The sequence below is a fragment of the Paeniglutamicibacter gangotriensis Lz1y genome (assembly GCF_000348945.1).
Lineage (GTDB): Bacteria > Actinomycetota > Actinomycetes > Actinomycetales > Micrococcaceae > Paeniglutamicibacter > Paeniglutamicibacter gangotriensis.
The window spans coordinates 468,535-491,246 of sequence record NZ_AOCK01000001.1; the positions used below are offsets into that span (position 1 = coordinate 468,535).

19 protein-coding genes and 3 pseudogenes are annotated in these 22,712 nt (G+C 58.0%); 13 read left to right on the forward strand and 9 right to left on the reverse strand.

Going from position 1 to position 22,712, the window contains the following annotated elements; translation table 11 throughout:
* Window positions 1-254: 254 nt before the first annotated feature.
* From ADIAG_RS21970 to ADIAG_RS22585, 3 genes are all read left to right on the forward strand, one after another.
* Window positions 255-449, forward strand: a complete 195-nt coding sequence (locus tag ADIAG_RS21970) for a VOC family protein (protein WP_161623918.1) — start codon at window positions 255-257, stop codon at window positions 447-449.
* 133 nt (window positions 450-582) lie between these two features.
* On the forward strand, window positions 583-1,530 hold the full coding sequence (locus tag ADIAG_RS02140; RefSeq protein ID WP_007269654.1) for an aldo/keto reductase: 948 nt from the start codon (window positions 583-585) through the stop codon (window positions 1,528-1,530).
* 618 nt (window positions 1,531-2,148) lie between these two features.
* A complete protein-coding gene (locus tag ADIAG_RS22585) occupies window positions 2,149-2,754 on the forward strand; it encodes an oxidoreductase (RefSeq protein WP_407636046.1) in 606 nt (201 codons plus the stop codon).
* Window positions 2,755-3,474: 720 nt separating this feature from the next.
* On the opposite strand, the gene ADIAG_RS02155 is transcribed toward ADIAG_RS22585, so the two are convergent.
* Together ADIAG_RS02155 and ADIAG_RS02160 are read right to left on the reverse strand one after the other, a co-directional pair.
* Window positions 3,475-3,999: a HEPN domain-containing protein gene (locus ADIAG_RS02155; RefSeq protein ID WP_007269656.1), complete on the reverse strand. Its 525-nt coding sequence runs from the start codon at window positions 3,997-3,999 to the stop codon at window positions 3,475-3,477.
* Window positions 3,996-5,186, reverse strand: coding sequence for a DUF262 domain-containing protein (locus ADIAG_RS02160; RefSeq protein WP_007269657.1), 1,191 nt, complete (start codon window positions 5,184-5,186; stop codon window positions 3,996-3,998). The genes ADIAG_RS02155 and ADIAG_RS02160 overlap by 4 nt, the downstream gene beginning before the upstream one ends.
* A gap of 511 nt (window positions 5,187-5,697) precedes the next feature.
* Here ADIAG_RS02160 and ADIAG_RS02165 point away from each other — a divergent pair.
* Window positions 5,698-6,630, forward strand: coding sequence for a NaeI family type II restriction endonuclease (locus ADIAG_RS02165; protein WP_007269658.1), 933 nt, complete (start codon window positions 5,698-5,700; stop codon window positions 6,628-6,630).
* Entirely contained in the window at window positions 6,627-7,472 is an 846-nt protein-coding gene (locus tag ADIAG_RS02170) for an HNH endonuclease (RefSeq protein ID WP_007269659.1), read from the forward strand. Before ADIAG_RS02165 ends, ADIAG_RS02170 begins: the two co-directional genes overlap by 4 nt.
* Here ADIAG_RS02170 and ADIAG_RS02175 read toward each other — a convergent pair.
* Window positions 7,465-8,472, reverse strand: a complete 1,008-nt coding sequence (locus tag ADIAG_RS02175) for a DNA cytosine methyltransferase (RefSeq protein ID WP_007269660.1) — start codon at window positions 8,470-8,472, stop codon at window positions 7,465-7,467. The two genes, ADIAG_RS02170 and ADIAG_RS02175, sit on opposite strands and share 8 nt — an antisense overlap.
* 237 nt (window positions 8,473-8,709) lie before the next feature.
* Window positions 8,710-9,519, reverse strand: a pseudogene (locus ADIAG_RS20640) (IS110 family transposase).
* Between the two features lie 511 nt (window positions 9,520-10,030).
* Between ADIAG_RS20640 and ADIAG_RS02190 the strand changes: the two are divergent.
* From ADIAG_RS02190 to ADIAG_RS20650, 4 genes are all read left to right on the forward strand, one after another.
* Entirely contained in the window at window positions 10,031-10,531 is a 501-nt protein-coding gene (locus ADIAG_RS02190) for a hypothetical protein (RefSeq protein ID WP_051059783.1), read from the forward strand.
* Window positions 10,532-10,542: 11 nt separating this feature from the next.
* Complete coding sequence (locus ADIAG_RS22590; RefSeq protein WP_407636047.1) at window positions 10,543-10,911, forward strand: hypothetical protein; 369 nt, start codon at window positions 10,543-10,545, stop codon at window positions 10,909-10,911.
* A gap of 207 nt (window positions 10,912-11,118) precedes the next feature.
* On the forward strand, window positions 11,119-12,054 hold the full coding sequence (locus tag ADIAG_RS20645; RefSeq protein ID WP_007269664.1) for a DNA-methyltransferase: 936 nt from the start codon (window positions 11,119-11,121) through the stop codon (window positions 12,052-12,054).
* On the forward strand, window positions 12,054-12,584 hold the full coding sequence (locus ADIAG_RS20650) for a hypothetical protein (protein WP_007269665.1): 531 nt from the start codon (window positions 12,054-12,056) through the stop codon (window positions 12,582-12,584). Before ADIAG_RS20645 ends, ADIAG_RS20650 begins: the two co-directional genes overlap by 1 nt.
* A 705-nt stretch (window positions 12,585-13,289) precedes the next feature.
* On the opposite strand, the pseudogene ADIAG_RS21980 reads toward ADIAG_RS20650, so the two are convergent.
* Window positions 13,290-13,612: pseudogene (locus ADIAG_RS21980) on the reverse strand (DNA cytosine methyltransferase).
* A gap of 223 nt (window positions 13,613-13,835) precedes the next feature.
* The gene (locus ADIAG_RS02210) at window positions 13,836-14,519 is read right to left on the reverse strand and encodes a hypothetical protein (RefSeq protein ID WP_007269667.1); all 684 of its coding nucleotides are present in this window, start codon (window positions 14,517-14,519) and stop codon (window positions 13,836-13,838) included.
* Window positions 14,520-14,635: 116 nt separating this feature from the next.
* Here ADIAG_RS02210 and ADIAG_RS02215 point away from each other — a divergent pair, with 116 nt between their 5' ends.
* The 3 genes from ADIAG_RS02215 (at window position 14,636) to ADIAG_RS02225 (ending at window position 18,802) form a co-directional block, all read left to right on the forward strand.
* Window positions 14,636-16,057, forward strand: coding sequence for a ParB N-terminal domain-containing protein (locus ADIAG_RS02215; protein ID WP_007269668.1), 1,422 nt, complete (start codon window positions 14,636-14,638; stop codon window positions 16,055-16,057).
* Window positions 16,058-16,136: 79 nt separating this feature from the next.
* Window positions 16,137-17,846 (forward strand): DEAD/DEAH box helicase, encoded by a 1,710-nt coding sequence (locus tag ADIAG_RS20660; protein ID WP_083873844.1) that lies wholly within the window; start codon window positions 16,137-16,139, stop codon window positions 17,844-17,846.
* A gap of 242 nt (window positions 17,847-18,088) precedes the next feature.
* Window positions 18,089-18,802 carry a protein NO VEIN domain-containing protein gene (locus tag ADIAG_RS02225; RefSeq protein WP_161623919.1) on the forward strand — a complete coding sequence of 238 codons (714 nt, stop codon included), beginning with the start codon at window positions 18,089-18,091 and terminating at the stop codon, window positions 18,800-18,802.
* Between the two features lie 340 nt (window positions 18,803-19,142).
* Here the strand turns inward: ADIAG_RS02225 and ADIAG_RS02230 are convergent.
* Window positions 19,143-20,323 (reverse strand): annotated as a pseudogene (locus ADIAG_RS02230) (IS3 family transposase); the annotation flags it as partial.
* Window positions 20,324-20,892: 569 nt separating this feature from the next.
* Here ADIAG_RS02230 and ADIAG_RS21985 point away from each other — a divergent pair.
* On the forward strand, window positions 20,893-21,420 hold the full coding sequence (locus ADIAG_RS21985; RefSeq protein ID WP_007269673.1) for a DUF3427 domain-containing protein: 528 nt from the start codon (window positions 20,893-20,895) through the stop codon (window positions 21,418-21,420).
* A 400-nt stretch (window positions 21,421-21,820) separates the two neighbouring features.
* Here ADIAG_RS21985 and ADIAG_RS02250 read toward each other — a convergent pair whose 3' ends face one another.
* Both ADIAG_RS02250 and ADIAG_RS02255 read right to left on the reverse strand, forming a co-directional pair.
* On the reverse strand, window positions 21,821-22,078 hold the full coding sequence (locus tag ADIAG_RS02250) for a hypothetical protein (protein ID WP_007269674.1): 258 nt from the start codon (window positions 22,076-22,078) through the stop codon (window positions 21,821-21,823).
* A gap of 87 nt (window positions 22,079-22,165) precedes the next feature.
* Window positions 22,166-22,708, reverse strand: a complete 543-nt coding sequence (locus ADIAG_RS02255) for a hypothetical protein (protein WP_007269675.1) — start codon at window positions 22,706-22,708, stop codon at window positions 22,166-22,168.
* Window positions 22,709-22,712: the final 4 nt, after the last annotated feature.

Sequence of the window (22,712 nt, forward strand, 5' to 3'; positions counted from 1 at the left end):
ACTCGGAGGAAATCACCGCCGACGTCCGGAAATATTCGCGCGGCACGTTGTTGTTGCACCCACGACAAACCATCAGATCGCCCCTCGGAGCCATAAACCTGGAAGCCGCGGACCCAACTTCCTTGGCCAAGTTCTGGGCTGCGGTCACCGGTGTCGAATCCTCGGCTGGCGGCGACAACATCTACCTGCCTCCCAATGTGCCCGGGGAATCGGGATGTTTTCCAGCCTGAGGCCGCGCCCCGCGCCGAGCACCAGTGGCCCACTGGGACCTGACCGTCCCGTGGGGTTCGCGGGCTGCCGAGGTCGAACGCTTGATCGGGCTCGGAGCCGTGCACCAATGGGATGTCCTCGACGAGGTGCCCCACGTCCAGTGGACCACCCTCGCCGATCCGGAAGGGAACCTGTTCTGCGTCGCCGAGCACCCGCGGGTGGACCCGCAACGCTCATGACGGACGGTGCGCTCTCCGGCGTGAAGAATCAACTTCTATTGACGGGGTGGAATAGGGCGAAAGGCAGCGAGGTTGGCCCTCGTAGCGGCCGGTCGCTGCAGCATGACCCCAATCTTTAAAACTAGGAGCGCGCATGAGTATCCTCGGAACCTCAAACCTCGATGTCTTCGGACTGAACCTTGGAGGAAACACCTTCGGGTGGACCACGGACGAAGCCACCTCCCACGGTGTGCTTGACGCGTTTGTGGAAGCCGGTGGCAACTTCGTTGACTCCGCCGATTCCTACTCGGCGTGGGTAGAAGGAAACTCGGGTGGAGAGTCCGAGACCATGATTGGATCGTGGCTGGCGAAGGGTGATCGAGAACGTCTGGTGGTGGCCACCAAAGTTGCGCAGCACCCCGAGTTCCCCGGGCTGTCTCCCGGGAACGTGGCAGCTGCCGCAGATGCCTCGCTCACGCGGTTGGGTACCGACTACATCGACCTGTACTTCGCACACCAGTACGATCCGAACACGCCCATCGCTGAGAGTGCGGCAGCCTTCGACGCATTGGTCCGCAGTGGCAAGATCCGCCACATTGGCCTCTCGAACTTCCCGGCAGAGCGGATCGATGAGTGGTTCGCCGTGGCCCGTGCCGAGGGCTTTGCCGTTCCGGTGGCCTTGCAGCCGAAGTACAACCTGGTGGCGCGGGAGGACTTCGAAACCGAGTTGGCCGAGGTCTCGGCACGCCACCACCTCGCGGTCCTGCCGTACTTCTCGCTGGCCAGTGGCTTCCTGACGGGTAAGTACCGCTCGGCCGCCGACCTCGAGGGCAAGGCGCGCGGTGGCATGGCCGCGGGCTACCTCAACGACCACGGGCTCACCGTGGTGGATGCCCTCGTGTCCGTTGCAGAAGAATTGAACGTGGAAGCCGCCACCGTGGCACTTGCCTGGCTTCGCAGCCGCGACAACGTGGTGGCACCGATCGCCAGTGCCAGCAGCGTTGAACAGCTGCCCGCACTGATGGCCTCGGCATCGCTCGAGCTCTCGAATGAGCAGCTGCAGATCCTCAACGCCGTCTCGGAACCAGTGAAGGTCAGCTAGCACGTAGACCTTGGGGCGGCGGCGGTCCGGGAGGGGAAACCGGAACCCCGCCGGGGAGGGTTCCGCACTACCGGAAGACTCCGGAGCGTCAGTGTTCCGCCTCACCCGTACGTCTTTGAAGGAACAGCCCTGCGGCGGGCCGGTTGCATCAGACAGCCACCCCCAACGTCAGGAGCCCTACTCGATGGATCTTTTTCCCGCTCACCCTCGGTGACCTTGAACTGCCCAACCGACTAATCATCGCCCGCTGACCTGTTCGCGATTCCGTAAGAACGGGGTGCCGAACGACGGTGTCGTCTAGTCCTACCGCCAGCGCGCCTCGATGGGCCTGATCGTGTCCGAGGGCGTCTACCCCAGCGTCACAGGCCAGGGGTTCGTCCGCCAGCAGGGTCTGGCCACCGAGGAGTAGATCGCCGGGCGGAGGCGCGTCACCGACGCCGTGCACACGGAGGGTGGGCTGATCGTCGCGCAGGTGATGCACGCCGACCGCGTCACCCACCCCGAGACCACAGGGCGGGGCCAGATCGTCGCCCGAGCGCTATCGCGGTGGACGGCGTCTCCCGGATCTACACCGGCAAGCACACCTACCCCGTCCCGCACCCATTGGAGACCAGAGAGGTGCCCGGAATCAATGAGGAGTTCGTGACCGGATTCCGCAATGCGATCGCCGCGGGGTTTGACGGTGTGGAACTCCACGGCGCCAACGGCTACCTGCTGCACGAGTTCCTGGCCCAGCGCCCACACCCGCACCGACGCATACGGGGGTCCCCGGAAAACCGGGCACGCTTCGTCATCGAGGTGGTCACCGCCGTGGTCAACGCCATCGGGGCGGGGCGCACGGGCCTGCGCATTTCCCCCGCGCACAACGTCCAGGGCGCGGTGGAGAGCAACCCGGCAGATGTCGCGGCCACCTATGCCGCGCTCATCCACGGGATCGCACCCCTTGGCCTGGCCGCGCTGAGCATCCTGCACGCGGATCCCGCCGACACACTCGTCCAGGACCTGAGTTCGCGGTTTAATGGACCTGTCCTGCTGAACACCGGGTTCCAGACCGTCACCACTTATGACGACGCGGCCGCGGTGGTCGCCAACGGCTGGGGAGACGCCGTGGTGGTTGGCCGCCCTGCGATCGCCAACCCGGATTTGGTGCGCCGCTGGCAGGAGGGCCTGCCTCTGAACGAACCCGATGCGTCCACCTTCTACACCGAGGGGTTCGCCGACTAGACCGACTACTCGTTCTGGGAGAACTAAGGCGGCATTCCGCAGGTCAGCCGTCGCCTCGCTGGCGGCTGAGGCCACCGAAGTCTGCCTGGATGGCCCACGGGGGATTGGTGGCATTTTCGCGAGGCCTGTTTACGCTCGGGTGCGCTTGCCGACTCGCAGCGCGAATTCGTCCAGGGCTTCGATGACGGCAGGTACGATCCATATTTTGCTGCTCCTGATGTGGCTGCTGGCCTCGAGCAAACCGATTGCCTCCAGAACGGCGATGTTGTGGTAGGCGGAGCTCGGGGAAACGGTATTGTTGCTAAGGTCCAGATTCTGCCCCAGAATCCCTGATCCGGACCGTATGGGCTCCAACCTTTCATGAATGGTTGGAGCGTCTGCAGTGCGATTGCTGGAGCCGGGGGCATGGCAAGCAACTGTTCAAAGCGGATCGAGGGCGCCAAGTGTGTAGTGCACCAAGAAATCCATTTGCGTACCGTTGCTGAATCATCCACGTCCTGCAACGTTGCGATACTCGGTTCCATCGAGGCTGCAAATAGGCGCAGTTTCTCCGCCTCACGCTAATCTTCAGCCTGCTGAGGGCGGATGTCCACGCGGTGAGATCCATCAGATCGCGTTGAGGCGCGATGCGGACCATTCGACTCGACGCTCCAAACCAGCGACCCCCAGTAAAAAGGTTGGGAGCCGCTCAGCACTGCCAATTGATAAACTTTTCACATATCAGTTGATGACCACAAACGACTCGATCCGGTCAACAAAACCAAGGGCTAGCTCATACTTGTTCATGATCTCCTTCGGCGTCAGCTCGACCGGAGCACTCGCATAGTCGTTATGTACCAGCAGGTTCCGAAGCTGGCCCAATCTCATAAAAGCTTCGTGTTGCTCTTTTAACTCACGATTTGACTGGAGCTCGGTCTTGAAGGCTTGGCCGCAGGCGTCACCGAAACTGCTGAAAAAACCCCTTGCCGAACCTGCCTTCCAATCAAACAACGTGTGGTAACTACGAGCCATCACACGCTTGGAAACGAACGTTGCGAGCCGATCTGTGCCGTCCCGCTCGAATATCTGCGAGACCAGCCGTTTAACTCTGTCTTCGAGGCTACTAGCAGCCGCAAGCAGAAGATGCTTAGGGTAACTGCGGCTCAGTGCAGCCAGCCCTGATGGGGTGGATCTCAAGTCTGATTCCAGCCCGAGGTAGTCGTCATAAAGTGACTGGACGGCGCCTTCCCCGATCTCGTGCGTCACACCGATGCCTCGATGTAGGTGCGTAATAGCCCGATTCTTTTCCTGGTATTGAGCGGCTTGGTCGATCCTTCTTGAAGAGTTTCCGCAAATTCTTCTGTCAGTTTCGCCTGATTGATGGCCGCTGATAGAGCCTGGTGGTCCGCCATCGGCCGCCCTATGCTCTGCCAGGCAGCATAAGCACTCTCAAAGAGTACGCCGCTGAACTTGCCAGTACGCATAAATGGTGAATCAACATCATCGAAGAGACTAAAGAAAGCGGACAGCTGTTTAAGGACCTCCTGGGCCTCGGTGTCCGTGAACTTCTTGGCACGCAGGCAGTAATTGTTGATGAAGTTCGCCATCGAACCGCTATAGCCGTCCGAAGAATCTGCAAGGGAGAGGGCACGCAGCAGGAACTCCGTGTCACGCATGCGTGGGTCTGGATTCTGTGTTCCGATGATTTGGCGCCATGTTGAGTCAGAGTTGAGCTCAATGACCTTAGTGAAAAAATCTGAATGGTACAAGCTCGCGCGGATCTCCTGCGGTGTAAGGTTAACGCTTCCGGTATTCAATCGGCTGAAGAGCTCGAATACCGCTGAGTTCCCTTCAGGGCTCGTCTGCTTGACGACAATGTTCCGGATGGTTCGCAAATCGAGCGAAGTGCGGTCTTCCTTCAGCCCCTTATAGGTGAGTCCGTTGAATCTGTTGGGAATTCCGGTTGCGGACTTCGGCAGCGAGAGTTTGAAGGGCTCGAAATAGTCGTTGTCTTCAAGAAGGTCCTCATCGAGAAATCCTCTCTGAAGTGACTTGCGAAGTTCGCCCCGAATCTTCGGCTTCGGAAAACGACCTTTAGAGAAGAAATAGAGCGTGAGCAGCCGCTGCTGGCCGTCAATAACAAGGAAGTTATTTCGGCTTTCCTCGTAGAGGAAGACCTGCGGAACCGGCAGGCCGATGAGCAAGGACTCAATGAGCTTGGAAGCCCGCTTTCGATCCCAGATGTAGTTTCGCTGGAAACTCGGAATCTTCATCGCGCCTGACTCGATGAAACTGACAATGGTGGAAAAGTTCCAGTCGTTGGGAGACGAAACGATGTCGTATTCTTCTACTTCCACCTCGTCTTCCTCCTGTGATGCGGCATCAAGCCAGGCCTCGCTTTCGCGGACCCCGGCATCGTCGTTCATCTCTGCGACTTCCGTGCGGTCTGTCATGGGTATCTCCGTTCGGGTCTTCGTCAAAAAGCGGGTGTGCTTTCAGGCTAGCCGAGTATTTCAAATCGGAAGGCCTACGGAAGCCTCCGGCCGTGCTGAACACCCGGTCACCCCGCATAAAGCCGTAAAGCCGACAAGGTGCCAATGCCACTTTAGAGCTTGGAGCGTTGCGTCTAAATAATGTAATGATGAGCGGCCCAGTATGTCTCGTATATCGAGCCCGTTTTGCGAATTTTGGCTTTGTCCGATGTGGAGAAGCAATTTTCACAATTATTGGTTCGTCCCTTTCCTCCGCGGTGAGTCCGTTTACGTAGGGACGCCTGCCTTCGCTGTTGGATGAAGGGACCCAATTTTGAATGCTCCGCCAACAAAGCCGAAATGCAGACGTCCTTCACAGAACGGAAAGGCGCAGCCAGCAGCTAAGCAATCACCATCTATATACGCCAGCGCACAGATACCATATATCGAGATCAAATTGTTCGGTGTTGCAGGGCGTCATAGAGTTAGGGCCATGCTCTCCTTGCCTGTGGACTTCAATAGCGGGTCCGTAGACCCTGGCCTCGATGCCGTGTTTAACTGGTTTCGGCAGGCCGATCGGGACGGCGCACGTATGGCCCGCGTCTTTCGAGAAACTTTTGACCAGCTCTACGACGGCCAGCGAACCGGACGGTACCGCTGGGATCAGCTCTACAAGACTGAGAAGACGCACTACGGCACCCTGATCGAGATCAACCTTCATCGCGAATTCAAGTTCGACGACGGAATGGTCATGGACTACCGAATTGCTGGTCATGAAGTGGATTGCAAGTACTCAGCATCTGCCCAATGGATGCTGCCGCCAGAGAGTATCGGCCATCTTATACTGGGCTCCGTCGCCAGTGACGTGAAATCCGCGTGGAGTATCGGATTAGTTCGGGCAACGTCTGAAAACCGCAACGTTGGTACGAATCGAGACATGAAAGGCAGCCTGAACGCCCTCGGAAAGTCTCGCATTCAGTGGCTTTTCAAGGATGCACCCATGCAGCCCAACATTCTCTTGCAATTGCCCGAGGATCAAGTCGCCCGCATTTTTGCACCCAAGAGTGGCCAGGCGCGCGTCAACGAACTTTTCCGAGTCGCAACCAACATGCGGATTTCCCGGAGCATCATCGCCACCGTGGCACAACAGAACGACTTCATGAAACGAGTAAGGGAAAATGGCGGGGCCCGCAGTACCCTTCGGGCCGAGGGATACCTCATCCTCGGCGGCGATTACACTGCACAAACGGCTGTCGCCCAGGCGCTTGGCTGCGTTGTGCCAGAACCCGGTGAGCTCGTAAGCGTTCGGGTCGGTCCGGTGGACTACGTGATGGAAAATTCCGTTGAGCTCGACGGCGAGCTCTGGCGCAGGATTGAACATGGCCATGCTTCAACTGCAGCTGCGCCAAAGGTGCTCGGCCAGTGAACTCTGACTTTAGCCAGCTGCCATTGCCCGGCACCCAAGAACTTACCAATTTGATTGCGTCCAAACCGTACCGAGTGCTGTATGACTTCCTCTACGAACGAGTGGATAGTCCGCCGACGATGGTCGAGATCATGGAGCATGCGGCTACTGTCGCGGGAGCGACGCACTCCCAAACCGATCGGCGAGTACGCGCTTTCCGTGATGTTTATGGAATTGACGTTCCTTGCCATCGAATCGACGGAAAGTATAGGTACGTGTTGACGGGACTTGGTGACCCCATCAAGTCAAAAAGGAAGAGGATCTCACGCAAACTGCGAGCTCGAGTTCTCCTTAACCAACGATGCGCCCAATGCGGCAAGACACCATACGAGGACGGCATCAAGCTAGAGGTCGATCACAAGCTGCCACTGGCATGGGGCGGCGACAACGACATCGACAACCTTCAAGCCCTCTGTACCGAATGTAACAACGGGAAGCGCGACTACTTTACCCCCATAGACCAATACGCTGACCAAATCAGCGCAGCGGCCAGCTGGCTCGAACCACACAAAAGAATAGGAGAAGCACTCAAAGCATTCGCCGCCGTCAACGAATTGGCCCCGAGTCAGGTCGTTGGGGTCGTTGCTTCCATGCATCAGTTCCAAGAGGACTGGCAGAAGCGGATGCGCGAACTCAAGAAACTTGGCTGGGCCTACAAAGTCCACTACCGCAAAGAGGACGGCCGTAAGCGTAGTTACTCTGAACTAAGGGCTTGGACTCCTTGGCCGGAGGGTGACGTCAGTGCTGAGATCCGTCGGCGCGAAAAGGCCCTCAAAGCTGCGAAGCAGGCTGTCTCTAGCTAACAGCTCGGAGGTGACGCACGTTGTCTTCCGACTCGCTCATCTTGGCCGCAGCCTTAACGCCGAGCGCAGTCGCGATTGACGTCCCAATGGCCCTAGCAACCGGTGGCGGGAAGGCGTTGCCGATCTGACGGTATACGGAAGTCTTGAGGCCGGAGAACTGCCATTCGGGAGGGAAACCCTGGATTCGGGCGACCATCTGGTTGGTCAGACGCGGAATATGGTCGAAAGGAGTATCTGGCCCTGGAACTTCGTTGGCGATTCCCTTGCCATCGACGCCGAGCTGCAGCCATCCGGCCTTGGCGCGAGTAGGGCCGAGATCGGCTCCGCCGTGCTTTTTGGAACCGCCCACGACTGTCGGGGCAATATTGTTAGCCTTGGCCGCCCATGCTTCCGCCCCGGCCCAGCCACCACTGGCCATGTACGGCAGCAAAACTTCTCCGACTGTCGGCGGAGTACCTTGCGGCGCGGGCCATGCAAACTTCTTCTGATAGCGGGTTTTGACAGCCACCAGGATAAAACGGGGGCGCAGCTGGGCCACGCCAAACTCACTCGAATAAAACAGCTGCCAATCCGCGTGGTACCCAAGGTCCTTGAGTTCATCCAGAATCGACTGTCGGTAGGTCGCGAACCTAGCCGAGGCTAGCCCCTTAACGTTTTCGAGCATGACCGCCGACGGATTAGCTTCTTTTACGAGCCTCAATGCTTCTGGGAACAAGTCACGCTCATCGTCAGCACCAAGCTGCTTCCCAGCAACGCTGAATGGAGGGCAAGGCACTCCGCCGGCGAGCAAATCTACACCCTTGTAGTCCTTGCCGTTGATCTCCCGAACGTCCCCGTGATGAACGTGCCATGTCTTACGGTTGAGCTTCAGAGTTGCCGCCGCATCCTTGTCAATCTCGACTGCTAAAGAATGGCCAAAGCCGGCCTTTTCCAAACCAACTGACTGGCCACCCGCTCCAGCGCAGATTTCAAGTACGGAAAGGGAATTGGTGGTGTTCATGTCGTCTATCATCTCATTGCGGGGCGGTTACCGGGACCTTGTGTGGTGTGTCTCCCACCCTGCCATGCAGCACTGACAGTTAGTCACCGGGGAGTGCCCCTATCTTTTTGGAAAGTCCTTCTCTAGGTTTTCCCGGAAAATCTTTGGGAATCTCGGGCACGGTGCTATTGGGCATGGCTTCGCGGCCCGGTCCGGGCTGCCGGGTCGGGCTGCCGGGGTCGTTAGCGGTTCGCCGGTTTAGGCGGTGTGGGCCTCCGGTGCCTCATAGATGATGCCGTCGCGGGGCATCGCGAACAGGACGTTGCAGGGGCGTCTGGCCAGGGCGATCACTGTTTGGTTGTGCTTCTTGCCCTCGGTGCGTTTCTTGTCGCAGTAGGCCCGCGAGATGTGGTCCTTGCCTTGCAATGGAGGCGAACGCCGAGAGGAACAGGGCGCGCTTGAGGACCTAGGTGGCGGTGATGTCCCAGGCCCAGCGATTCCAGGCGCGGGGTGCGTGCTTGCGTAGCAGGGCGCCGATGCGCGTTTCCCCGGCCTGGCGCAGGGCCGGGTGGATGTGGGTGAGTAGCCCGCGGATGCGGTTGGAGGTCGTGGTGGCCTGCTTAGCAAGGTCGTCATCGAATCCGCAGAGCATCGACAGCTCGGCGACCTGTGCCTCGGGGACCTCGACGGTGCGCAGGGATTCGGGCATGATGCGCGCTGCATTCGAGATAATATAGGCGTCCCTCGAAACTTCTCCGCCTTGGCCTCGCCCGGGTGCAGGTCCGTGATCCGACGCATGGCGAGTCCGGGCGGGTAGTCGACCTGGATTCCGGCGGCCTGGGCGACGTAGACCGGGAGTGCGCCGATGGTGGCCGGCTGGTCCACCACTAACAGTAGTGTCTCGTGCCTGGCCAGGGACCTGATCAGGGTCCTGAGCTTGGCCTCCTCCTGTGGCAGGGACGTGTTCAGGAGTTTCTTGCCGACCTTGTTCAGGGCGACTGCGTGGTGGTTGGACTTGCCGACATCGACGCCGATGAAAACGTCGATGGATTCGTGGTTTTGGATCATGGAGCACCTCATTCGTAAAGCCATCTGGCCATGGCAGCGGATGAAACGGAGCTGGCTTGTCCTGATCGGGCCCCAATTTCTAAAGGGTCGTGGCACGCCCGAGGCTGGCTGCCAGAATGGACCCAAATGAACCGGGTGTGACTCTCTCCCGATTTGACCCGCCCCGGCGGTGTTTTGTCGGTGACATGTCCACCCAGCCAGTGTGGTCGCTCTGGCTCGCACGATGGCCTCATAGAAGGTTGTCATTTCCCGCAGATTCCCGCGGGAAATGACTCGTTAGAGATCTGCCTCGATGCGATCCCACCCCGACCGGCGAATCAATGCCCCTTTATGGGAAGGAAACCGCTGCCATGACCGCAGTCCGGGAGCACTACACCAACGTCGTCGGCGTGGACACCACGCACGAACCAACACCTACGGCGACGGGCTCGCCCGGGCCCTGCAGACCACCGATCTGGAAGCCTGCGAGGGCCGGCCGCCCCGCAGGACCTCGCGCGCGGGCCTCAGAAAATTGGACGAGATCGATGCGCGGGCCGCGGCAAGCACGGTCCTGGGCGGGGACGTGGAAGCCCTGCTGGAGCCCCGTGCCGCGGGCAACCGCGAGGCCCTGCGGTTCCTGCTCAACGCGCGAATCATCATGGAACGGCAAGGCACAGCCGACCGGCTAATGCTCACCTCCATGTTGCGGACCATGGACCGGGGCGTCGACGCCCGCCGCGCTCTCACCGACGGGCAGGTCCTGCACATCAGCCGTTGGCGTGCCCGACGCGACGACGACCTGTCGACCGGGATCGCCAGCGCGGAGGCCAAGTGGCTGGCCGCCGCCATCGTGCACTTCCGAGCCCAGCTGAAAGCGAACCACCGGCAGCTACAGGAGGTTGTCGGCATCATGGCCGCCGGCTTGCTGGACCTCTATGGCGTGGGCCCGGTGTCCGCGGACCGGGTGCTCATCTGGTATTCGCACCACGGGCGGGTCCGCTCGGAAGCCGCCTTCGCGCATTGGCAGGGGTGAACCCGATCCTCGTGTCCTCGGGCAACGAGACCCGGTACCGGCTCAACCTCCACGGCGACCGGCAGCTCAACAAGGCCAAACACGCGATCGCCAGGTCGCGGATGGCGTTCGATGCGGCCACCAACGACTACGGCGGACCGCCGAGGGCAAGACCCTTCGGGATATCCGACGTTGCATCAAGCAAATCATCGCACGCCAACTGTCAGGCAACTGAGAACCCTCTTGACTTAAGTCATGGAAGGGTCAGCGATGTCCTTGGTGCCTTTCGGTCCCGGTGGCAGCACCCGGATCATCACATGATAGGTGGAGTGAATCGTGCCGGGACCGACAGGCCAGCGACCCCATTCCTTCCCCAGGGAGTCCGATGGAGGGGCTACTAAAAAGGTAACAGGGGGGCTCAGGCTGTGAATGCCGCCACTAGGCGTTGAAGTCCACAGTCGTGCCGAGAACTCCTAAAGCCCCCGGGAGAGGGGCCAACCGGTCTCATTTAATCGTTCGTTTTCGAGAATGGACGGCCGCCAAGATAGCGGGTCGGTTGGGACTGTCATTGTCGTAGCTAAGGACCGGTAGGAAGTAGGGTCGTCATCATGGTTGATGCGACAGCGTGTGAAAATCAAACGACTCTGAACTGGAGTCACTCCGGACCGAGCCTGGTTGTTGAAGGTGACAATTTGGGCGTACTTCGTTCTTTGCCGGATGAAACTTTCCGGCTGATCTACATTGATCCGCCATTCAACACCGGCAAAACTCAAGTTCGGCATTCGCTGAAAACGATGCGATCTGCTACTGGTAACAGGTTAGGTTACAAAGGCGAGAGGTATGAAACGGTCAAAGGCGCGACGTTAGCCTACGACGATACTTTTGATGACTATTGGGCTTTCCTGAAGCCACGTTTGATGGAAGCCTGGCGGCTGTTGACCGACGACGGGACCTTGTATTTGCACCTTGATTACCGTGAAGTGCATTATGCCAAGGTATATTTGGATTCGATTTTCGGAAGTCACTGCTTTTTGAATGAGATTATTTGGGCGTATGATTACGGCGCAAAAGCCCGAACGAAATGGCCAACAAAACATGACAATATATTGGTCTATGTAAAGAACTCAGAAAACTATATTTTCAACACACAGAACGTTGAAGGAGAACCGTATAAGACGCCGGGCCTGAGACTTAGTCCGTCAGCCACAGATGTTCTTCCCAGTGATGTCTGGTGGCACACGATTGTGGCGACAATGGGGAAGGAAAAAACAGGGTATCCAACCCAAAAACCGGAGGGCATCCTTCGGCGGATTATTCAAGCTAGTAGCGAGCCAGGCGATTGGGTTCTCGATTTTTTTGCAGGAAGTGGAACTACAGGAGCGGTGGCGCATGCACTCGGAAGGAAATTTGTAATGATCGATCAGAATCCTGAGTCGTTAGTCACCATCAAGGCGCGACTCAGTCCCCATCTGAGAAGCTCTGCCAACATTGAAGAGGATGTTCGAATTTACGCCGCTAGTCCATCCAAACGGGGCCTAGTGTAATGACCGTAAATGACTATATGATCATGACCTCCGCCTCCGAAAAGCTTCTTGGGGATATCGCGCGGAACGACGCATGGACGGGGAGTTCTTTCGAATGGATTCGAGGAGTTCCTTCGGCCACCAAAGGTCGGGTTGGGAAGACCTTGATAACTGAATGGGCGCGTGCTGTTGGACTTTTTATAGAGGGAGCTCCAGATGGACCAGGGGATCGTTGGATCAACGGACATCTAATCCAAATAAAGATGTCCACTCTTTGGGACGTGGGCTTCTATAAGTTCCAGCAAATTCGCGACCAGGACTATGCATATTGTCTCTGCCTGGGAATCTCACCTTTCAAAATCCACGCATGGCTGCTGCCGAAAAACGTCATCAAAGAGCATGTCATCGGCCACATGGGGCAACACACGGGCTCTGGCGCTAGCGAAACGGCCTGGTTGGAGGTGCGCCCTGGTGCCGCCCCTGAGTGGATGCGCCCCCACGGAGATACCCTTGAAAGCGTGCGATCAACGCTCGAGAAAGTACAAACGTAGGCGATCCTCTGGGATGCCTAATCACCGTATAAAACGCGGAAGATCGTCCCACCCGTCGCCATCTCACCCCTTCGGATGGACGGCGACGAATTGAACGTAGGTTGTTCAAGTGCGGCCGCTAGTGAGCATTGGGCGCAAGAACAGCCTGTGGCTTTAAGGCCGCAGCAATGCTGAGGGATGGAAAGGAATTTTGAAAGGTGCAGGGTGCCGAGCAGATCCAGCCATTGGGATGGTTCCATGCTGTTAAAACGCGGGACGCCGTTGCGCAGGCCAGAGATGGCTGGCGTTACTTTGAGGCTGAGCCACGGGCACTGATTCAAAGGGAAAGGCCTTGATTGAGATCCGAGTCGGAGACGGGGGATGGATACTCGCTGTCGAAAACGACTTGTTGCGGCGCAGTCGTTAGAAATATCGGTCCAGGCTGGCGAGATCCGAAAGGAAAATGAAACTTCGCTAACGGCTTGAAGACGCCTCTACAACTGTTGGAGCAATGTTGATGGCTCTTGCTGCTCATGTCTCCGCGCCTGGCAAGCCTCCGCTTTTCATCAACGGCAACAGGACGCCGCCCACCGCCGGGGGTGTGCCCTGGGCTGAGTGCCATGAGAATTTTCTGAAGTGGCGGCGTTTCATTGCTACCTGGATGAACCGGGGACGCAGCTGGAGGACCCCAAACTCGCTTGAGTTAAACAGCTGCCAGTCAGAGTCTTAACCCAGCTTGTCGAGGGCCTCCAAGATTGACTGGAGGTACGGGGTGAACCGAGCTGAGGCCAAGCCCCTTACGTTTTCGAGTAGTACGGCTGTAGGTGACGCTTCGAGGACAAGGCGGAGCGCTTCGGGAAAAGGTCGCGTTCGTCATCAGCGCCCAGCTGCTTGCCCGCAATGCTGATCGGCGGGCAGGGAACTCCACCGGCCAAAAGATCAACGCCGTTGTAACCCCGTCCACTGATTTCCCGGACGTCACCCTGATGCACATCCCAATCGGGACGGTTCCAGGGGTCTGGACTGTGATGATGGCCTAATACCATCATCACAGTCCAGGCCCCTGGGTTCAGGCCAAGGGTGGCGGCTGCATCAACATCGAGTTCCACCGCGAGGGAGTGTCAGAATCCTGCCTTTTCCAGGCTGACCGATTGACTTCCCGCTCCGGCGCAGATTTCGAGCACGTTGAGGGTGGGGGAGGTTGCAATCATGTGGTCCATCATCTCATTTCATCTGTGATCGTTTAGTCGACTGACGCGCCTTGGATCTTATTTAGGTGATCGGTTCAAGTCGATGTAGTAGATCGTCGCGCTGCGCCTTCGAAAGTAGCCTTACAAGAGTCCAGGCTTTATCAAGTTTTTGCGGCGTCCTGTAGCCGGCGGCTATCCACTGGGCTAGCACCTGAGATTCAGCAGGATCGAGCCGTGCGGCGGCATCAAAAGCGTCATTGCTTGAATCGGCTCCGTCAAGCGGATTGCGGCACAGTTTGCAAGAAGTCACATAACGTCCTGCTGGCCCAGCCGACCCGCACCAGGTAACGCTCAACTGTCCGGAATGAGCCGGATCGGCACTGTAGGTTTGTCCGGCGCCTATGCCGCAGAAGACACAAGCAAAGTTGTCCCTGGCAAGAGTATCCCGGCGCTCACGGTCGCTGACGGTTCGGGTTGTTGTGGATCTATACCCGACTTCCCAAACAGGACCACCGATCTTGACTAGCCGGAGCTCGTCCACGGCCAGTGACCGTTCCTGCGCGTACGTTGAGAAGACCCAGTCGTCCTTTCTTAGGTCCCGCATACGACGATCAATCTGTTCGACTCCCGGAAACGCTTCCCGGAGCCGGGCTTTCGTAAAGACGCCCCCCTCGCCAATCTCTGATGCCAGCCATAGGGCAGCCCGGATGCGTGTCCCAGCGTTGCTCGTTTTCCAGTCGGGAAGGTTCATGACGTCAATCATCATTGATTTATTCCGTAAGGACAATGCAGACATGTCTTGCGGTTTGGGTGTCAGCTGAAGATTGACCGAGGGCAACACATTAGGATGAAATTGGGAACTTTACTTTAAGGGGGATGACTGTGAGCAACGTGCCAAAGCGTGCGCAGGACAACAAAGCCATTATTGAGGAGCGTTTAGCAGCGAGCCGGTCCACAGAGGGAGTCCAAGAGACTGTCTCGATTGAGTGGCGCGGAAACTCGATGCACTTGCCAGTCATTTCCATGCCGGTGGAAATCTTGTACTACAACCCCGCAACTCATCGTATTCGTGCCCAGCGGAGTATTGACAGCGCCAAGGACCAAGACCTGGACAACGATCCGTATGGCGATCTTGGCCAAGCGTACCTCCAGCAACTGCTCAAAGGTGATCCCACAAACCCGGAATCCGTAGACCCCGCCTTTGAGGCACTTAAAGAGGACCTGAAGGTCCACGGTCAAAGCGAGCCGGGCCTCATAACGCGGAGCGGTGTCCTGATCAACGGCAACACACGCCGGGCAGCGCTTTCGGAGCTGAAGCAGGAGCACATCCGCGTCGGAGTCCTTCCACCGGATGCAAGCCTGGATGATCTTCGTTCCATAGAGCTTGCCCTGCAATTGAGAAAAGACCACAAGCGCGACTACTCGTTCATGAACTTCCTACTGGCCATTGAGGAAAGGATCCAACAGGGACGACCTACCCATGAGATCATGACTGACTTCCGAATCAAGGCGGCAACTCTTGAGCGCCATCTATGGATCTTGAGCCTCATTCGCGAAGCCATCGACAGGAGCCGGATCGTGGCATCGGACGGCCTACCCGTGTCCCTGCGTTTAGTGGATTTTGAAGAACAACAGGGAAAACTCGAGGAACTCTACCGGTCCTATTCCGCTCTGAAGGTAAAGACGCCGGATGAAGCGGAAGCGCTGAGAGAACAGCGCCTGTTGGCCATAGCATTCAATAAATCCAAGACCGATCTCCGGTTGATCGAGTCTGATTTTCTCGAAAAATATGCTAAGCCGCTTATGCCGGAAATGTCCTCGACCCAGGGAAGCACCGTACGCATTCCGGGCACGCAATTGACGGCGCCGGGCCCGAGCGCGATGGTCGAGGCATTGAAAGCCTCAACCACCGCCGTTCTCCAAGCAAGGGCAGCAACTCAGCCCCACGCCGATGTATCCACCATGGAGCGGGCGGTAGCACAGCAATTACTTACAACCACACGGACTGCCCTTGACGATGGGTTGGATCTAGCCGGCCGTCAGGGCAGGGTTCTGAAGAGGAAACTAGCAGCAGCTGACCGGCTGTCCGACGCAAATGATGCTTTGGAGCTGGCCCTGGAAGCTGTCGGGAGTGCCAAAGCTACAGGCAACTTCAGCATGTCTGACCTGGAAGACGGCATAGGAGTAATGCGAGAGAATCTGCACAAGCTTGCACAGATTGTCAGCCGAGGCTCCAGCGAAGCGACGGACGGCGTTCGGTGGCTTCAAGCAATCGCCCGCGTCGAGATGGGGGCGGAAAACTAGAGTGCTAGACCTCCGGTTTTCTCTCACGGCAGGGAGAATTGATCTTTCGTGCGATGAAAAAAACGCGCCTCATCTTCGGATGCTGAACACGCGCTTTTCGACAAGTTTGAGCTTGCACAAAACATCAGTCAGCGTTGAAATCGATGACTTCCTCGTCAACCTCCGCGAACTTGCGAGATGGCCTCAACAAGATGTTGATGTCCGCTGGGACAGCACTCTCCTCAGGCTTGTCGAAGGAAACGTCCAGGACTCCACCGTGGTAGAAGCGCGTCTTAGAACCGAAGAGTCCGGTCCACTGTCGGTTCCCACCCTGCCATCCAACTGGATTGCTCCGCTTACGGAGCACCAAACCCGTGATCTCTCTAAGCTCATGGCGCTCAATCACGGCGCAAACTTCAGTGTTCCAGGCGCAGGAAAGACCCGGTCGAGCATGGCGGTCTACGCGACTCGTCGTGGGAGTGGATCGATCGATCGTATGCTCGTGGTGAGCCCTAAATCCGCATTCGAAAGCTGGGCATATGAAGCCGGGGTCTGCTTTAGCGGTACCCGGATAACTACCCATGTGTGGACCGGGGGTCCTCCTCCGGAGGTCGACATACTCTTAGTCAACTACGAGCGTCTTCCCAATTCAATTCCGCCGCTTATTTCGTGGATGAAAGCTGCTTCAACCCTCTTGGTCCTTGACGAAGCCCACCGGATGAAACTTGGAAGTTCGGGAGCCTGGGGGAACGCCTGCCTTACTCTTGGCCCCTACGCGACGAATCGTCTCATCTTGACCGGTACACCAGCTCCCAACGGGGCAAAGGACCTAGAAAGCCTCTTCTCATTTGTGTGGCCAGGGCAAGGGCGAACAACTGTTCAGCGGGCGGTAGCCTACGACGATCTTTCGATTGCCAGCCAGGCCCTCAAGCCACTTTTTACCCGAACAACGAAGTCCGAATTAAATTTGCCCCCAGTTGAGGTGTCCATCCGCCGGGTCGAACTTCCACCGCTGCACCGGGAAATATACGATGCACTTCTCGGCCAAGGAAGGCTTGCTTCAGCATCCGAGGCCGGTGACATGGCCGCTCTGGGTAGAATTCTGCTGTATCTGTTGATGGCTGCCACTTCGCCCGCACTTCTTGCCGTTGGCTCGGACAAACACGAAGCTTTGCCATACCGCGTGCCGCCTTATCAGGTCCCCGAGAACACTTCCGCCATGGAACTTCTTCGGGACCTGCCACTCTATGAGCTCAACCCTAAATACCAGGAAGTACGCAGCATAGTGGAAAAGAATGCTGCCACAGGAAGAAAAACTCTCATTTGGTCGACTTTCGTGCGAAACCTGAAGTCGCTAGAGAGGATGCTCGCGGACTTCAACCCCGCCTTGATCCATGGAGGAACTATCGACCGGGAAGCAGAACTCAAACGCTTCCGGGAGGATCCTACCTGCGCTGTCCTGCTGTCCAACCCCGCAACACTGGGCGAAGGTGTCAGTCTCCATCATGAGTGTCATGACGCCGTTTACGTAGACCGTGATTTTTCCGCCGGCCGGTTCCTCCAAAGCTTGGATCGCATCCATCGGCTCGGTCTTGCTCCGTCAACGATTACGAAGATCACCGTCTTGTCAGCCTCAGGGACTATCGATGAGCTAGTCGAAGATCGGCTTGCCCGGAAACTGGAATTCATGGGCGGCATTCTCGACGATCCCAACGTGCGTGTTCTCGGGGACCTCGAAGAAGAAATCGACGAATCTGTCGGAATGGACCTGTCCGACCTTGCTGCCCTTTCCACCTACTTGAATCGATGATCCCCGCTGAAGGAGTACTCATCGCCGCAGCCAGATGGCTTGACTTGCTAGGGCGTTCCACTGAATCTCAGGCGTCGATGATTATCCGATCCAACTCCCGATACGCGGATCTGACTCCAACGCAATACTCCACTGCCCTAGACTGGCTGCACTCGCTGCCGTGGACGGGCCTGACAGTGAACACCTTGGGCCGGTCCGACACACTGCAGAAAATGACTTCGCAGGGCAGGAAGGAATGCCTTTTGGCCAGTCTCTTGGAGGTCTCCAACCCCCCTTGGCTGGAAAATTCGGACGTGCTGGTTCACAGCAGCGATGACCTGCCTCAGGACATAAATAGGTGGCAGGAACTGCTGGGGCTCCCTCCCAGCTCAGGCTTTCGCGTCGTACGCAGAATTAGCGGAAAAATTGATTTGGTGCGTCGTGCGCAGATAGGAAATGCCGGAGAAGTTGCCTTATGCATGCTCCTTGAGGCCAAGTGGCCGGGCGCAATCAATCATGTGGCCGAAAGGGACGACGGATTCGGATACGACGTTTCAGCCTCAATCCAGAACTGCGAATGGCATTTCGAAGTGAAATCTACTACTCGCAGAGGTCGTCTTTCCTTCTTCCTGAGCCGCCATGAGTTCGAAACGGGATTGGCCGACAATTATTGGAAGTTGTTGGTTGTCGGGTTAGACGACGAGCTCAGAGCCACCTGCGTCGCCGAAGTGGATAAGTCAGCGTTGAAAAAGTTCGCCCCTGCTGATCGGACTACGGCAGCAATCTGGGCAACCGCAAGGTACGACTTCGGGGAAGGCCAACTCAGTCCTGGTCTGTCGTTTCTTCCTTGGGAGCAGGCAGACTTCAGGACACACAGACTACTCACCCAAGGCACTCGAGATCAAGGCCCCAATTTTTCTTGGATGCCAACAGATGCTGGACGAGCTGCTGCATTGCCGATTCTGGGTCCTCCATGAGTTCTGCTAGTCGGTTGTACATGTCAGCAAGCAAAGCGCGAGCTCTGCCCGGCTTACCGTCAGCGGGAGTTTTTCAGTGCGCGAAGCAGGTGTGAGGAGCCGATCTTGAGGACGTCGACGGGTGACCATCCAGAGGGTGAAGGCAATCGATTTCAGCAAACATCCGGAGCTTGGCGAACTGGTGGTGACCTTCGGACCGCTCGTGCTGACGTAGGTGCGGTTATTGGCGATGGCACTACCGGCAGTGAGCGGAAGCCCCTTATATCTACTAGGTGCATCACTGGCCGCCGCATAGGGGCGCTGCGCGCCCCGGACACCCCGGCACGGGGCAAGCCAACTGAGCTGCCATTGAAGGCTGCTGGTAACTGTAATGCAAGTCGTTGGGTCGGCGGTAATCCAATGCAGAATGCCGTCTCCGGCTGTTATAAAAGCCCTCAATGTATTGAATGACGTCGCGCTTGGCCCGCGCCTTGGTCGCGTAAACCGTCCTGTAAACGCGCTCGTTTTTCAGGGCTGAGAAGAAAGTTTCGGCCTGACTATTATCCCAACACACGCCGGTTCGGCCCATCGACGATCGCATCCTCAGGCGCTTCACCAGCGCCCTGTAGGAGCTGGAGGTGTATTGACTGCCGCGATCTGAGTGCGTAATCGCGAGAGGGGCGATTCTGGTCGTTGCAGCGGCATTGCGCAGCGCTTCCTCCACGAGTTCTGCGCGCATAAGATCCGCAACGGCCCAGCCGACGACTTTCTTCGAAAAACAGTCGATGATGGTAGCCAAATAGATGAAACCTTGCCACGTGTGAATGTAGGTTATATCACCCACGAACTTGACCCCGGGCTCGGTGGCGGTGAAGTCCCGTTTCACCAGATCGGGGATCTTCGCGGCCGCTTCGGCATCCGCCTCGGTGGTGATCCTGAACGGACGAGGCTGGCACGGAATTAAGCCCTCGATCCGCATGATCTGACGCACCAGTTCCGGGGAACATTCGGTTCCCTCTGCCACCAGATCCACGTGGATTCGCCGGTATCCGTAGGTCTGGTCGCTTTCCTTGAAGTAGTTCTTGATCCGCACCGCCAGTTCATCGCGGCGGGCGGCGGTCGCTGATTTCGGGCGGGTGAGCCAGTGGTAGAAACCGGAAGTGGAGACGGCCAGCCAGCGGCACATCTTGGTCACCGGGTTGGTGTTAGATGGGCTGGTTCTTTGGGAATCAATGAATTCGTACTTGCTCACTACCGCTGCTCCCTCGCGAAGTAAGCGCTTGCTTTTTTCAAAAATTGGACCTCGGCGCGAAGCTCCTGATTTTCTTTCTCCAGGGCTTTGAGGCGAGTGGCCTCGGCACTGGTTGCCACGGCTTGGGTGCCGGCGTGGGTCTCGCGGTATTTGATCAGCCAGCGGCGGAGGGACTCGGCCCCGACGCCGTAAGACTTGGCGACCTCGACCACTGGCTTGGAATCGTTGATGACTTCCTGGCACAGGTCGTCTTTGAACTCTTTGGTAAACGTGCGGCGGGATGCAGACATGCTGCTGATCTCTCTTTCAGTAGTCCTCCCATTTTAGGAGGGTCCACTGTCCGAAATCTCTAGGCTCACCAAACAACTTCACTCCCACGCTGCGGCGTATGACCTCATGCGCTTCTATCCCGGCGATGGATCGGCCCAGCCGGTACCGCACTACCGGGCCACAGCAGAGATTCCTACACTTAGTGGCAGCCTTGTCTTTGAGATCGACGGCACCGCCCGCACCACGCACCTGGTATAGGTCGCATGGATCGATGACACCGGGGAACTCATGGGCACTTGCTGCCCCACCACTGTGCTGAGAACAGCACACGGATCCCGGACCTAGGAGCACAAGACCATGGTAGGCGAGCAGACTCCCGGGGCCGTGCAGGTAGTCGAGATTTCTGCGCGTTCTCCCTGGGAGGAAGGGCTCATTACATTCGGTGATGTCCAATGCGATGAGGAACGCGATCTGCTTAAGCGGGTCACACGATTCCTCCACATTGATGATGCGGAGCGCGCCGACGCTTATTCCGAGCTGCTTTCCAAGGATGCACCGTCCAATTGCTGGGCTGGGGCAACGGAACCAGATGTTCGCCCGCATGCTGTTCTACACGTTCTGGGACAACGGCGGAGGCTACGGGTCCTACGACGACGGGCTGGACCGCATTCGTGCAAACGGTTATCTGGTTGAGGAACTGCGCGCTGCGTTTGCGCGGGGCGTGGCTCGCAGCTCGCGAGCACCGAGGGGACTTCCGCTCGGCCTGCAACAGATTCCGCTGTACTCGCATGCCACCTATTGGCGGTCCGAAGTCCTTGCGGCACTCGACTACGGTTCCTTGGAACAGGGCAAGGGCGTAAACCATCGTGAGGGAGTGGCCTGGTGTCCGCAGGCAAGCACCGATGCGCTCTTCGTGACGCTGGACAAGGATGAGACGGTCCACAACCCGAACACGCTGTGCAAGGACTATGCGATCAGTCCACGGCTTTTCCACTGGGAATCGCAGAACGCAACCAGCCCAACCAGCCCAACCAGCCCAACCAGCCCAACCGGGCAGCGCTACCTGAATCGGAAGGACCACGCATCACGCATCACACGTCTTGCTCTTTACCCGTGATGCTGCCAAAGACATCGATGGCTTGGTCATGCCATTCACCTGCCTCGGCACAGTTGACTACGTGAAGCACGAAGGGTCAAAGCCCATTGCCATCACGTGGAAGTTGCATCGAGAAATGCCGGTCAGCGTATTTACGTCGGCGAATGCAGTGGCCAGATAATGACTATGCAGCGTTTCCCATAATTAGGCGACCGAAGAGGCCGCCTTGTCGTCCCGGTACCTGCACACTTGGAGCGACTTGATATTCAACCCTTGAATTGAACTGGTTTCTGCAAAACGATCCGGACAGACCAAAAGCTCGAGACGCAGCCTTCTGCGCGACAGTTGGTCTCGTCGTAGCTGCGCGGCTCTCGGATGATAACGCCCGGATATCGTGCGAAACGTCGCCTCCAAGACTGGTTCATCTCGTGGATACAGCGCCGGACCACGCTCTCTCCAGCTCCCTGCGGAATGCAACATGCCGCGGGTAACGGGTGAACCATTCCCGGAGCCAAAACAGACCGGCATTCTCGCCGTGGGCGAGAGACCGCGCCAATGCACCGTCGGCCAGCCACTCGGCCGCCTTCTGGTACTCGCCGCGGCGCTTGCCCGACACGACCGCATCGACGTCCCGGCCGAGCTGGCCCAGTGCCGCCTCAAGCTGGGACTCCAGCGCCATTGGCTCGGTCGTTTCGGCGCAAATCCGTGCCGCGAAAAGTTCGGAGAGCTTCGGGATTCCTTCCCTGTCGAGTTTTCCAGGCCGACCTTACAGCCCGCTGCTCCGGTTGACGTTGTTCAGGTAGCCATTTGCCCAGCTGAACGCGTCCCCGGCGCCATCAAGCGACTTGGAGGCGGAAACCAGCAAGTAGGGGATGAGGATCGAGCCGGAGACCTCCCTCTCGCGCTGAGCGGTCGGTTGCGATAGCAGCTCCGTGGCTCGCTCCACTTCGCCGGAGAGCAGCAACAGGCTGCTGAACAGTGACCCTCCCAACGGTTCGGACTGCTGATCGGATTCGGTGTACGCAAGCTCTTCGGCCAAGACCGGTGCCGGATCGCCCAGCTGCGAGGCTGCATGGTGCAACAACAACAGGCTCGTCTTATCGGGGCGGCTGCGCCAGTCCACGCGCCTGGCTTCAAGGACCGCGCCGACATCCGGCGCGCCGAGTTCGGCCAACTCCTCGGCGATGGCTGCCCGGTTCCAGAAACCAATTCCCTCAGTGGCCAACGCCTCCCGGGCTGCATCCGCCGCCTGCCCGGAAATCACTGCAACCTTGCCTTCGAGTCCGTCGTCGCGGTTCAACTGGTTCATGCTG